The organism is Litorivita pollutaquae (genome assembly GCF_003205515.1).
Classification (GTDB): Bacteria; Pseudomonadota; Alphaproteobacteria; order Rhodobacterales; family Rhodobacteraceae; genus Litorivita; species Litorivita pollutaquae.
Genome location: NZ_KZ826486.1, coordinates 64483 through 77636, shown reverse-complemented (window position 1 = coordinate 77636; position 13154 = coordinate 64483). Strand labels below are relative to the sequence as shown.

Genomic DNA, 13154 nt, shown 5'->3' with positions numbered 1-13154 from the left:
GGATATTTGGACGCGGGGCGAATTTGCCGGTTCCATGGTTCGTGTGGCGCGTCGCAGGTGCCTCCGGCGGGGATATTTGGAGAAAGCAGAAAGGGCGCGGCGCCTAGCCTTTCGCCAGCAGCCAGTCGAGAGCACGGGTGGGGGTGAGGCGTTTGAGCGTGGCCATCAGGTAGGTCGGCGTGGTGACGTAATACCGCGCACGCGGGCGTTTGGCATCCAGAGCGCGGGCGAGTTTGGCGGTGACTGCGTTTGCGGGCAGTTCGAATGTATCGGGGCCGGTGTCACGATAGAGGCGATTGATCAGCGCGCCCTCATATTGCGCGGCGCGGGCGGAGGATTTCCAATCGACCCAGCGCTCGAATTGCTTGGCGGCGTTTTTGCGGAACTCCGAGGTGATCGGGCCGGGTTCGATCAGGATCACCTCGATCGACGTATCGCGCATTTCGAGGCGGAGTGTATCGGTTAGCCCTTCGAGGGCAAATTTGGTGGAATTATACGCGCCGCGCCACGGGGCGGCGACGAGGCCGAGCACCGAAGAACAGTTGATGATCCGGCCGTGGCCTTGGGCGCGCATGATGGGGAGGACGTCGCAGGTCAGTTCGTGCCAGCCAAAGAGATTGGTCTCGAATATATGGCGTAGGGCATCGCGGCTGAGGTCTTCGGCGGCCCCCGGTATGGCGAAAGCGCCGTTATTGAAAAGAGCATCAAGCTTGCCGCCGGTTGCGCGGGTAACGGTTTCGACGGCGGCGCGGATGCTGTGGCTGTCGGCATAGTCGAGCTGCAGCGCCTCAAAGCCTTCGGCGGCGAGCCGCGTCACGTCTTCAGGATTGCGGGCCGCCGCAAAGACTCGCCAGCCACGGGCGCGTAGGCCTTGGGCGGCATCATATCCGATGCCGGTCGAGCAGCCGGTGATCAGGATGGAGCGGGGGGCAGCAGCAGGTGTTGTCATCGTTTTGATGATATGGCGCGGAATGCCCCAGGGCGCAAGACGGGGGGCTTTGGGCAGCGCAGCAAGAATGCCTGTCCGACTCCATACCTGATGCGGGTGGGCTCAGTTGGAGGCGGTGACCAGATAGTCGGCCATCCATCCGATGCGCCGGGTGTCGATGACTTGCAGCTTGACCCAGCCGTTGCCCGGATCTTGCAAGACCTTGACCGGGGTGCCGCGTGACAATTGTCCGATCTTGTTGAATTCGGTGCCAGGACCTTGGCGCAGGTTGACACGGTTGCCGGCGATCTGCCGCAGATCAAGCGGCGCAGTTGCAGCAGGTTCGGTAAAGCTGACGGTGGTGACAAGGGCGGCGTCGGGCGCCGCAGTGGATACGGCAGGTGTGGCGTGAGGCGCGCGGAGCGACGCCATGCTCGTGGTGCCGGAGGCGGGAGCCGTTTCTATCGTGGCGGCGGCGAGGGTGATTTTGGCATCCGGCAGGGCGGTCAGATCACTGGCGGCGCGGGTGATGGCAGTATCGCGCTGCGCCTGCGTGCTCACACCGGCGCGCGCATCGGCAACGGCGCGGTGACGCGGTTCATAATCGGCCCCACCACTCAATTCGTAAAAGGCCCAGCCCAGAAAGGCGAAGGTCATAATAATAAAGCGCAACATACACGCATCCCCCAGTTTACTTGTTACTTGAGCGCCAATCTTTGCCCCGGCGCCAATGTTTTGTGCCACTGGCAGGTGGCGTGCAAAACGTGATTGTTTTTCTATCAGATTCGTCACGCCCGCGGCACCCTAAAACAGAAAGTGCCCAACGTATTTCTCAACCTAATAGATGAATTTCCTGACGCGCAAAGGGGAATATTGTGTTGAAATCGTCAGTCGGGCCTGGACGTGGGGCAGGGCGCGTCTCAGGCGGGCAGTGTTGCACAAGCGGCATGGGGAGGGATGCGGCGCAAAACCCCTCTGGACCCGCAACACCGGCGCGATTACACAACATGTATGAGTGATATGATTGATGATCCCAAGATGAATCCAGCCACCGGTGTGGAAAGCCTGCGCCGCGCGATTGGCGACCGGTATCTGACCTATGCGCTGAGCACGATTATGCACCGCGCTCTGCCCGATGCCCGCGATGGACTTAAACCGGTGCACCGTCGCATCCTGTTTGCGATGCGTGAATTGCGGTTGGCGTCGAATGGCGGGTTCCGCAAATCGGCGAAGATCTCCGGTGATGTGATGGGCAATTATCACCCGCATGGCGACGCGGCGATTTATGATGCGATGGCGCGTTTGGCGCAGGATTTCAATGTGCGGTATCCGCTTGTCGACGGGCAGGGGAATTTCGGCAATATTGACGGCGATAACCCCGCTGCGAGCCGCTATACCGAAGCACGGATGACGGCGGTTGCCGAGGCGTTGCTTGAAGGGCTCAACGAAAACGCCGTCGATTTTCGCGAGAATTATGACGGCACCCTGCGCGAACCTGTTGTGCTGCCCGCGAGTTTCCCGAACCTTTTGGCCAACGGATCAAGCGGCATTGCCGTGGGTATGGCGACGAATATCCCACCGCATAATATTGCCGAGCTTTGCGATGCGTGTCTGCATTTGGTCAAAGTGCCAGAGGCCCGCGACGAGACGCTTTTGAATTTCGTCCCCGGGCCCGATTTCCCGACCGGCGGCGTCATTGTCGAGCCGCGCGAGAATATCGCCAACGCCTATGCCACCGGGCGCGGCAGCTTCCGTTTGCGGTGCAAGTGGGAGGTCGAAGATCTTGGCCGCGGGCAATGGCAAATTGTCGTCACCGAGATCCCCTATCAGGTGCAGAAGTCCAAGTTGATCGAGAAGATCGCCGAGGTGATCCAAACCAAAAAAGTGCCGATCCTTGCCGATGTGCGCGACGAGAGCGCCGATGACATCCGTTTGATCCTTGAACCGAAAAGCAAGAATGTCGAGCCCGAGGTTTTGATGAATATGATGTATCGCAACTCCGATCTGGAGGTGCGGTTCTCGATGAATATGAACGTGCTGATCGACGGGCTAACGCCCAAGGTGTGTTCGATGAAAGAGGTGCTTCGGGCGTTTTTGGATCACCGCCGCGAAGTGTTGCAACGTCGCTCCGAGCATCGGCTTGAGAAAATTGATCACCGTTTGGAAGTGCTTGAAGGTTTCATCATTGCCTTTTTGAACCTCGACCGGGTGATTGATATTATCCGGTATGATGACGACCCCAAGGCCGCCTTGATGGCCGAAGAATGGGGCAAGGATCATGCGCGGGCGATGACCGAAAAAGATTATGTCTCGCCGTTGCCCGCGACCGGTGATGGCGAATTAACCGAAGTGCAGGTCGAAGCGATTCTCAATATGCGCCTGCGCAGTTTGCGCCGCCTTGAAGAGATCGAATTGGTGGCTGAGCGTGATGCCCTGATGGCCGAGCGGGCCGAGCTTGAAGACTTGATGGAGCATCCCGAGTTGCAATGGGATGCGATTGCCGCACAGTTGAAAGATACCAAGAAGAAGTTCGGCAAGGATTATGCCGGCGGCGCACGCCGTACGCAATTTGCCGAAGCGGGGGTGGTTGAAGAGGTGCCCTTGGAGGCGATGATCGACCGCGAGCCTGTGACGGTTGTTTGCTCGAAAATGGGTTGGATTCGCGCCATGTCGGGACATATTGATCTGACCCGCGAATTGAAATTCAAGGATGGCGACGAGGGCCGGTTCATTTTCCATGCCGAGACCACCGACCGGATTTTGATTTTCGCCAGCAACGGGCGGTTTTATACGGTTGGCGCTTCTTTGCTCCCTGGCGGGCGCGGGATGGGCGAACCGGTGCGGTTGATCGTTGATTTGCCGAATGAGGCCGAGATTGTCGATCTGTTCATCTACCGCGAGGGGGTGAAAATGTTGGTAGCCTCCTCGGCAGGCGATGGATTCGTTGTGCCGTCTTCCGAGCTTTTGGCACAGACGCGGACTGGCAAGCAGGTTCTCAATGTGCGCGGGGACGTGCGGGCGCAGGTGTGCCATGAGGTAAAAGGGGATCATGTCGCCGTGGTTGGTGAGAACCGCAAGGTTCTGGTCTTCCCGATTTCCGAGCTGCCTGAAATGGGTCGCGGCAAGGGCGTGCGTTTGCAAAAATATAAAGACGGCGGCATGTCGGATGCGACAACCTTTATGATGGATGCGGGGCTGAGCTGGCTCGACCCGGCGGGACGCACCCGCACTGAAACCGAATTGACCGAATGGACCGGAAAACGGGCCACGGCGGGCCGGATGGCCCCGCGCGGCTTCCCGCGGGACAATAAATTCACCTCGTGATGTGTGCCGCGTGATGCGGGGCATGTGGATGCAACAATCGGGCGGCTTTGGGGCCGCCCGTTTTGTTGCGCGGTCAAGTGGACCTGCCACGTGTAGATCACGCCCTGCGCGGCGTCCTGGACGCGAAAAAGCCTAACGCCGGGGCAGAGCCACAGAGTGTCTCCGATGAGAACCTGTGGGCATGGGCGGGCATAGGATAGGGAATATCCGCAGTCGCGGCGCGGGCCCGTTGTGTTGCCCGAGGCCATTAATTGCTATGGCGCGGATGCCCCCTTCTGGACACAGCGCGCACCATTGCGGGCATCAAGATGGCCGAAAGCTCCGGGCGCTGCCGATCTGCATATTGCGGTGTCGGTCGGGACCGGCACATGCGGGGGCGCCTTTTTGAGCCGGGCCGCCCCGCCTCTTGGACGTCGGGAAACACAATAGACATCTGTTCCATTGCGTAGAGGGGCGGGCTGCGATAGCTATGGGAAGGCCCAAAAAAGAGAAGCTCATGTCCCGATTATTTTATGCCGTTTGCGCGGCTTTGCTGTTTGCCCTTGGGGCATGTACCGACGCTAGTGACCTTCATACCAGCCGTGAGCAACTGGGCAATTTTGCTCTTGGCCACAATGTTGTTGTGGCGCCGCATCTGGTCAAAGGACCGCTGTCGCGCGAGGTGGATGATGCCACATGGATCAAATCCGTCGAGGCCGAAATCAACGCGCGGCTCGGGCGCTATTCAGGGTCCAAGCTTTATCATATCGGCGTGAGTTTGGACGGCTATGTATTGGCGGCTCCCGGCGTGCCTTTGGTGTTTTCGCCGAAATCGGTCCTGATCATTAACGTCACTGCGTGGGATGATGCGGCCGGCAAAAAGCTCAACGATGAACCCAAACAATTGACGGTTTTTGAAAACGGCGGCACGCCGTTCCTGGGTTCTGGCCTGACGCAATCCAAAGAGCAACAATTGGCCAATTTGAGCCGCAATGCGGCCAAGATGATCGAGATCTGGTTGGAGCGGCAACACCGCGAGCAGGGCTGGTTTGCCGAAACCCCCGCGCAAAAGGCCGAACGCCTCGCGGCTGAAAAGGCCGATCCGGTGATCGCGCGCGGGAGTGCAGCACAGGCAGCATCGGATCAGGCAGCAGCGGATGAAAACGATCCGGTCGCAAACACGCCGCCGCCGCAGGAAGACACTGCCTCCCGGGGCGGGGCGGAAGCGGTGTCCGCTGCGGCACCAACAACAGAGGCGCAGGCGACGGATGTTGTGCCAATGGCCGCTGTGATTGAAAAAGAGCCGGTGGCACCGCTCACGTGGGCCGAACGCCGCGCCGCGCGCAAAGCGGCCCGTGAGGCTAAAGCCGCCGCGTCTACGGCTGCTCCGGAGTGATCAGTCGGCGCGCCACAGCGACGCGTTCAGTATAAATCCAATATATTTTGCCGCACCTCGCGAAGCCGATGGCCGATGGCCCGGTGCCCCAGGTGGCGGCGCGCGGGCGTGCCTGCGGCTTTGGCGGTGCGCGTGCGCACCGTAATTGCGGTGAAAGGCAACTGCCGCTTGATTTTCCTTACCAAAGCCAATAAATGGCCCGCGTAACCCGCAGGGCACTGGCCCGAAATATCATCTATGGGCCTTTGCCCCCCAACTTACGAGGCGCCTCGATATGGCTAAGGAAAAGTTTGAGCGTAATAAACCGCACGTTAACATCGGCACAATCGGCCACGTTGACCACGGTAAAACCACGCTGACCGCAGCGATCACCAAATATTTTGGTGACTTCAAAGCGTATGACCAGATTGACGGCGCGCCCGAAGAAAAAGCGCGCGGCATCACCATTTCGACCGCCCACGTCGAATATGAAACCGAAGCGCGTCACTATGCGCACGTCGATTGCCCCGGCCACGCGGACTATGTGAAAAACATGATCACCGGTGCGGCGCAGATGGATGGCGCAATCCTGGTTGTGAACGCGGCTGATGGCCCGATGCCCCAGACCCGTGAGCACATCCTTTTGGGTCGCCAGGTTGGCATCCCGAAAATGGTCGTCTTCATGAACAAAGTTGACCAAGTGGATGACGACGAGCTGCTCGAGCTGGTTGAAATGGAAATCCGCGAATTGCTGTCGTCCTACGACTACCCTGGCGATGACATTCCGATCATTGCAGGTTCGGCTTTGGCGGCGATGGAAGGCAACAACCCTGAAATCGGCGAAAACAAGATCCGCGAATTGATGGCGGCTGTTGACGAATACATCCCGACGCCTGCACGTGCGGTGGATCAACCCTTCCTGATGCCGGTTGAGGACGTGTTCTCGATCTCCGGTCGTGGTACGGTTGTGACCGGCCGTGTGGAACGCGGTGTGATCAACGTCGGTGACGAGATCGAAATCGTTGGTATCCGCGACACCAAGAAAACCACTTGCACGGGCGTTGAAATGTTCCGCAAGCTTTTGGACCGTGGTGAAGCGGGCGACAACATCGGTGCGTTGCTGCGCGGTATCGACCGTGAAGGCGTTGAGCGTGGTCAGGTTCTGTGTAAGCCGGGCTCTGTGAACCCGCACACGAAGTTCGAAGCCGAGGCGTATATCCTCACCAAAGACGAGGGTGGCCGTCACACGCCGTTCTTCGCGAACTACCGTCCGCAGTTCTACTTCCGGACCACTGACGTGACCGGTACGGTGATCTTGCCCGAGGGCACCGAGATGGTGATGCCTGGTGACAACTTGAAGTTCGAAGTCGAACTGATCGCACCGATCGCCATGGAAGACGGTCTGCGCTTCGCGATCCGCGAAGGCGGCCGTACCGTTGGTGCCGGCGTCGTGTCGAAGATCCTCGCGTAAGCACGGATCTGACGCGCCAACCACGTGTGTCGCAGATCCTCGCGTGAGCGAGTATCTGACGCGCCACCGAACGACGGTTGAAAACTATATCAAGGGCTGCCTTCGGGCGGCCCTTTTGCGTTGTTCTGCGCTGTGGTCGGGGCGCGAGATCCGCCTGACTTGCAACGGCCGACTATGGGCTGCGCTGCCGTCCCGCTGTCTATGGGGGCTGCGCGGTGAGAGCGGGCAGGGGGAGCCGCCATGGGGGCCTCCGCTACATTTGCGTGACCCTTGCAGTTTGAGCACGGCGGCGACTTCCCCCATGGTTTATGGGCGGGGGTGTGAGGGACATGAGCCAAGAGGCGCGGCACCAACGTGATTTTCGCCACGATGGTTCTTTCCCTTGCCGAGATCGGCGGCGCACCCTACCGTTTTGCGGATGAGCGATTTAATCAAATATGCCTATGCGCTGCAGGCCGCCGGCCCCCGCGATGCATTGTCCGAAGCGGCGGCCATTACATTGCTGCGCGACGACGCTTTGGCTTGGGTGCATCTGGACGGCACCCATGCGCAGGCGCGCAGCTGGATCGAGGCCAACCTGTTCTATCTCGATCCGCATGCAATTTCCGCGCTTTTGGCCGAAGAAACCCGTCCGCGGGCGACGCGGATCGGAGACGGCGTTTTGGTGATCCTGCGCGGGGTCAATCTCAACGACGGTGCGGAGGCCGAAGATATGGTCTCGGTCCGGATTTGGGTCGATGCTCAACGTGTTGTCAGCGTCGCGCGGCGGCGCGTGCGGGCGGTCGAGGACATCGCCGCGCGGATCAAGGCCGGCGAGAGTTTTGACGCCGGCGCATTTTTGGCGCTCTTGGCCGAAAGGCTGGCGGTGCGGATTGACGGATTCGGGCGCGAACTGGACGATATGTCCGACGATCTTGAGGAGGAGGTCGCCGGCACACCGGAGGCGGCGCTGCGGCGGCGATTGGTGGATCATCGGCTGCGCACCATTACCTTTCGCCGCTATGTGGCGCCGCAGCGCGATGCGTTGGAGGCGTTGGTGTTGACGGACGGGCCGTTGTTTTTACCGGAAGACAGGCGGCGGCTACAAGAAACCCATGACCGTTTGACGCGTCTGGTCGAGGATCTCGACGCGATGCGCGAGAGGTTGACGGTGTTGCGCGAGGAATTGGCCGGGCAACTGTCAGAGCGGCTTAATCGCAATATGTATCTGATCTCGGTGATTTCGGCGGTGTTTTTGCCGCTGGGGTTTTTGACCGGGCTTTTTGGCGTCAATGTCGGCGGCATGCCGGGGGTCGAAAGCCCCCGCGCTTTTTGGTGGCTTTGCGGTGGTATGGGCACGATTGTCGCGTTGCAATTGCTGCTGTTGCTACGGTGGCGCTGGGTGTGACTTGATTTTTCCGGCGGATGTGGCATCGTGAAGACATTGCCGATGGAGGGCGCGATGAACAGCTGACTGAACCCCGAATGATTTTTCTCAATCACAGGAGTTTAGCATGGCTGACCTTTCTATGGATGCGCGGGCACGCCATCCGATCACGCTGCCCGACGGGCAGGTGCATTCCAACACCGTCTGGCTTAAATCTGTTATCGATCACCCGAATATTGAAGTGGGTGATTTCAGCTATTACAATGATTTTGAGGCGGTGACGGATTACGCTGCCCGCATTGCGCCGTATTTATTTGCGGGCGCGCCGGAGCGCCTTCGCATTGGCAAGTTTTGCCAGATCGCCAATGGCGCACGGTTTGTCACATCCTCGGCGGATCATCCCAAACGTTGGTTCACGACCTTTCCCTTTGCGGTCTTTGACAACAGTCAGATGCCGTATTTTTCCGAAGCATTCTCGGTGGGTCGGGACACGTCTATCGGTCATGATGTTTGGATCGGGGATGGGGCTGTGATTCTGCCCAGAGTGGCCGTTGGCAACGGTGCGATCGTCGGCGCGAGGGCCGTGGTGGCGCGCGATGTGCCGTCCTATGCGGTGGTTGCGGGCAATCCGGCGGGCACGGTGCGCATGCGATTTGACGCCGAAGTGACTGCCTTGCTCGAACGATTGGCATGGTGGGATTTGCGCCTTGACCAGATCGGCGCCTTGATGCCGGTTTTGGCCTCGGCCGATGCGTCCGCCTTGCGCGCTGCGGTGGTGCGATATCGCGGCGACGGGGAGGGATAGTGGGCAAATCTGGGGGCGCGGCGCGCCGTGGTTTCGCTCCGTCACGTGAATGCGTGAAATCCGCGCAAAAACGCTTGATCTTGTGACGCGCATGGCGTAATCCCGCCCTCGGTCTTAGGGGTATAGCTCAGCTGGTAGAGCGACGGTCTCCAAAACCGTAGGTCCCGGGTTCGAACCCTGGTGCCCCTGCCAAGACCACATGCGCGGCATATGCATTACCGCAGCGCCCTAATCCAGCCTTGAAATTGTTGCCCCGCCCCCGTATGTCGGGCCAAGCAACGAAAAAGAGATCGCTCACATGGCACGCACGAACCCGCTTCAGTTTATCAATCAGGTCCGCGCCGAGACCGCGAAAGTGGTATGGCCGACGCGCCGCGAAGTTTTGCTTACCACCGGTATGGTGTTTGTGATGGCAGCTTTGACTGCGGTGTTTTTTGCCGTCGTCGATATCCTGATCCGTTCGGGGTTGAGCGGATTGCTGTCGTTCTTCGGATAAGTATCGCAGGTCGCTTAAGGCCGACGGGCGCGTTCCTTTCGGGGCGCGCTTTGTGTTTGTGAACCCGCGTGCGCACCGGTGACGGATTTTTAACCGAACTTGTGACGGCAGCGGCCCGCGCGCGAAATTTCGACGGGGAAATCACCCTGAAGGCCTTGAATTCTTGGGGCGCGGGATGTAAATCGCAAGTCTGATCAGAAAATGGCGTGTGGCGATTCGGGCCTCGCGCCGATTTTTTTGTTTCAGGTGCAAACGATGAAGTGTTTGCAAAATATAGAGAATTCCCCCGATCCGTTGGCCGCATTGGCCACGGCCGGGCGCAAAGATGGGACTTGGGTCAAGATGGCGAAACGTTGGTATTCTGTGAGCGTTCTCTCGAACTTCGAGAAAAAGATCGCAGAGCAGATCAAAACTTCCGCGCTTGAGAACGGTCTCGAAGACGAGATCGACGAAGTTCTGGTGCCCACCGAAGAGGTGATCGAAGTGCGCCGTGGCAAAAAGGTGACCTCCGAGCGCCGCTTCATGCCCGGGTATGTTCTGGTTCACATGGAGATGTCGGACCGTGGCTATCACTTGATCAACTCGATCAATCGCGTCACCGGGTTTTTGGGCCCGCAAGGCCGCCCGATGCCGATGCGCGATGCCGAGGTCAATGCGATCCTGAACCGTGTTCAGGAAGGCGAGGACAGCCCGCGCACGTTGATCAATTTCGAGATCGGTGAAAAAGTTAAGGTCAATGATGGCCCGTTCGAAGATTTCGACGGCATGGTTGAAGAAGTTGATGAAGACAACAATCGCCTCAAGGTGATGGTGTCGATCTTTGGCCGCGAAACGCCGGTCGAATTGGAATTCACACAGGTCACCAAACAGATCTGATGTGTCGCCGTGGGAGGTTGCCGCATCGCGATGCGGCAGTCGAACCACACAACTGAGAGCGGAGGGGGCGCGCCCCTGATGCGTTGGAATGAAGGAGAGGCCACATGGCCAAGAAACTCGTCGGCACGATGAAGCTGCAAGTGCCCGCAGGTCAAGCGAACCCGTCCCCCCCCGTGGGTCCGGCGCTCGGTCAGCGCGGCATCAATATCATGGAATTCTGCAAGGCGTTCAACGCCAAGACGCAGGAGATGGAGCCGGGCGCACCGTGCCCGACCGTGATTTCCTACTACCAAGACAAGTCGTTCACGATGGACATCAAGACGCCGCCTGCGTCCTATTTCCTGAAAAAAGCGGCCAAGGTCAAATCCGGCGCGAAATTGCCCGGTAAAGAAACCGTCGCAACCGTCACATCGGCTCAGGTGAAAGAAATCGCCGAAGCCAAGATGAAAGATCTGAACGCCAATGACGTTGAAGCGGCGATGCTGATCATCATGGGCTCGGCCCGTTCTATGGGCATTGAGGTGAAGTAATGGCTAAGGTTGGAAAACGTTTTAGCGCGGCGCGCGAAGCTTTCACTGGCAAAGAAGCCCTGTCTGTTCAGGACGCGGTTGCTTTGGTCAAAGGTTCGGCATCTGCCAAATTCGACGAAACCGTCGAAATCGCGATGAACCTCGGTGTTGACCCGCGTCACGCGGACCAAATGGTTCGCGGTGTTGTCGGTTTGCCCAATGGCACCGGTAAAACCGTGCGCGTGGCTGTATTTGCCCGTGGCGCGAAAGCCGACGAAGCCCAAGCGGCTGGCGCGGATATCGTCGGTGCCGAGGATCTGATGGAAGTCGTCCAAGGCGGCAAGATCGAGTTTGATCGTTGCATTGCGACCCCTGACATGATGCCGATTGTCGGCCGTCTGGGTAAAGTGCTCGGTCCGCGCAACTTGATGCCGAACCCCAAGGTTGGCACCGTGACCATGGACGTCGCAGACGCCGTGAAAGCGGCCAAAGGCGGCGAAGTTCAATTCAAGGCCGAAAAGGCCGGGGTTGTGCACGCGGGTGTTGGCAAAGTCTCGTTTGACGAAGCCAAATTGGTTGAGAACGTGCAAGCGTTCATCGATGCCGTGGCCAAGGCTAAGCCAACAGGCGCCAAAGGCGCGTACATGAAGTCGATCTCGTTGAGCTCGACCATGGGTCCCGGCGTGACCATCGACGTGGCGAAAGTCACCGACTAAAGAATTCTCCACGGCGTCTGTTATGGGCGCCGTGGGAATGGCGGAGCCGCAAGGCTTCGTCCTGTCCGAGACGGAGGGTGCGGCGGATCTGCGGCGCATAATTCCTTCCTGAGATGGGGAACGAGACAATTTCCGAAGGGCTTAGACCTTCGGGCGATATTGGCCTCGGGACCCTGAAATTGGACCCGACTGTCGGGGAAACCTGACGTAACTGAGCCGGGGGGAGACCCCCAAATTTGGAGTAAAACTGTGGATAGAGCCCAGAAAGAGAAAGTGGTCGAGGAACTCGGCCAGATCTTTGAAAGCTCTGGCGTTGTAGTGGTTGCCCACTACGCGGGTCTCACGGTTGCTGATATGCAGGATCTTCGGGCGCGCGCAAGCGATGCCGGTGGGTCCGTACGCGTTGCCAAGAACAAGCTCGCCAAAATCGCCCTAGAGGGTAAGCCCTGCGCTTCGGTTGCAGAGTTCCTTTCGGGCATGACCGTTCTGACCTATTCCGAGGATCCCGTGGCAGCCGCCAAGGTCGCCGAGGACTTCGCCAAGGAAAACGATAAATTCGTGATCCTCGGTGGTGCAATGGGTGAGAACGCTCTGGACCGTGCCGGTGTTAAAGCCGTGTCGTCCATGCCGTCGCGCGAGGAGCTTATTGCTTCGATCGCTGGCTGCATCGGCGCACCTGCTTCGAACATCGCGGGGGCCATTGGCGCGCCTGCTTCGAACATCGCGGGCATTTTGTCCACTATCGAGGACAAGGCTGCGGCCTAAGCAACCTGAAATTCGCGTGGTGGCATAAGCCTCACGTTGGAACACACTTTAGAAAAACGGAAAGAGTCTAAAATGGCTGATCTGAAAAAACTTGCTGAAGAGATCGTTGGTCTGACGCTTCTCGAAGCACAAGAACTGAAAACCATCCTCAAAGACGAGTATGGCATCGAGCCCGCAGCTGGCGGCGCCGTGATGATGGCTGGCCCTGCTGATGGTGCCGGTGCGGCTGCTGAAGAGCAGACCGAATTCAACGTGATCCTGGTTGCAGCCGGCGCGTCGAAAATCAACGTCATCAAAGAAGTCCGTGCCATCACCGGTCTGGGCCTCAAAGAAGCAAAAGAGCTTGTCGAAGCTGGTGGCAAAGCCGTCAAAGAAGGCGTCGACAAAGCCGAAGCAGACGACATCAAAGCCAAGCTCGAAGCAGCTGGCGCCGAAGTCGAGCTCAAGTAATCGCGTCCGGGGCAACCCGGGCCACCATATACAGGCTGGGCCCGATCGATTTCGGGCCCAGCCAAACCTGTCTTAGCAAGGGCTTTACCGGCAA

13 protein-coding genes and 1 tRNA gene are annotated in these 13154 nt (G+C 58.9%); 12 read left to right on the top strand and 2 right to left on the bottom strand.

From position 1 onward, the window contains the following. Positions 1-103: 103 nt before the first annotated feature. Both DI396_RS11485 and DI396_RS11480 read right to left on the bottom strand, forming a co-directional pair. Positions 104-949, bottom strand: coding sequence for an SDR family NAD(P)-dependent oxidoreductase (locus tag DI396_RS11485; protein ID WP_110796364.1), 846 nt, complete (start codon positions 947-949; stop codon positions 104-106). Between the two features lie 102 nt (positions 950-1051). Next, positions 1052-1603 carry an SH3 domain-containing protein gene (locus tag DI396_RS11480; protein WP_110796363.1) on the bottom strand — a complete coding sequence of 184 codons (552 nt, stop codon included), beginning with the start codon at positions 1601-1603 and terminating at the stop codon, positions 1052-1054. Positions 1604-1939: 336 nt separating this feature from the next. On the opposite strand from DI396_RS11480, the gene DI396_RS11475 reads away from it, so the two are divergent. The 12 genes from DI396_RS11475 (at position 1940) to rplL (ending at position 13060) form a co-directional block, all read left to right on the top strand. Continuing rightward, positions 1940-4252: a DNA topoisomerase IV subunit A gene (locus tag DI396_RS11475; RefSeq protein ID WP_110796362.1), complete on the top strand. Its 2313-nt coding sequence runs from the start codon at positions 1940-1942 to the stop codon at positions 4250-4252. 496 nt (positions 4253-4748) lie between these two features. Continuing rightward, positions 4749-5627: a hypothetical protein gene (locus DI396_RS16625; protein ID WP_204362844.1), complete on the top strand. Its 879-nt coding sequence runs from the start codon at positions 4749-4751 to the stop codon at positions 5625-5627. Between the two features lie 274 nt (positions 5628-5901). Further along, positions 5902-7077, top strand: a complete 1176-nt coding sequence (tuf, locus tag DI396_RS11465; RefSeq protein ID WP_110796348.1) for an elongation factor Tu — start codon at positions 5902-5904, stop codon at positions 7075-7077. A 418-nt stretch (positions 7078-7495) separates the two neighbouring features. Beyond that, entirely contained in the window at positions 7496-8464 is a 969-nt protein-coding gene (locus tag DI396_RS11460; RefSeq protein ID WP_110796361.1) for a zinc transporter ZntB, read from the top strand. Between the two features lie 106 nt (positions 8465-8570). After that, positions 8571-9248, top strand: a complete 678-nt coding sequence (locus DI396_RS11455) for a CatB-related O-acetyltransferase (RefSeq protein ID WP_110796360.1) — start codon at positions 8571-8573, stop codon at positions 9246-9248. A gap of 116 nt (positions 9249-9364) precedes the next feature. Then, positions 9365-9440 (top strand) — tRNA-Trp (locus DI396_RS11450). Between the two features lie 106 nt (positions 9441-9546). Further along, positions 9547-9744, top strand: coding sequence for a preprotein translocase subunit SecE (gene secE, locus DI396_RS11445; RefSeq protein WP_110796359.1), 198 nt, complete (start codon positions 9547-9549; stop codon positions 9742-9744). Positions 9745-10086: 342 nt separating this feature from the next. Then, on the top strand, positions 10087-10620 hold the full coding sequence (gene nusG / locus DI396_RS11440; protein ID WP_110796461.1) for a transcription termination/antitermination protein NusG: 534 nt from the start codon (positions 10087-10089) through the stop codon (positions 10618-10620). Positions 10621-10724: 104 nt separating this feature from the next. Next, on the top strand, positions 10725-11150 hold the full coding sequence (gene rplK, locus DI396_RS11435; RefSeq protein ID WP_110796358.1) for a 50S ribosomal protein L11: 426 nt from the start codon (positions 10725-10727) through the stop codon (positions 11148-11150). Beyond that, positions 11150-11845: a 50S ribosomal protein L1 gene (gene rplA / locus DI396_RS11430; protein WP_110796357.1), complete on the top strand. Its 696-nt coding sequence runs from the start codon at positions 11150-11152 to the stop codon at positions 11843-11845. The genes rplK and rplA overlap by 1 nt, the downstream gene beginning before the upstream one ends. 249 nt (positions 11846-12094) lie before the next feature. Further along, positions 12095-12610, top strand: a complete 516-nt coding sequence (gene rplJ, locus DI396_RS11425) for a 50S ribosomal protein L10 (protein WP_110796356.1) — start codon at positions 12095-12097, stop codon at positions 12608-12610. A gap of 72 nt (positions 12611-12682) precedes the next feature. Continuing rightward, on the top strand, positions 12683-13060 hold the full coding sequence (rplL, locus tag DI396_RS11420; RefSeq protein WP_110796355.1) for a 50S ribosomal protein L7/L12: 378 nt from the start codon (positions 12683-12685) through the stop codon (positions 13058-13060). The last annotated feature ends 94 nt before the right edge of the window (positions 13061-13154 follow it).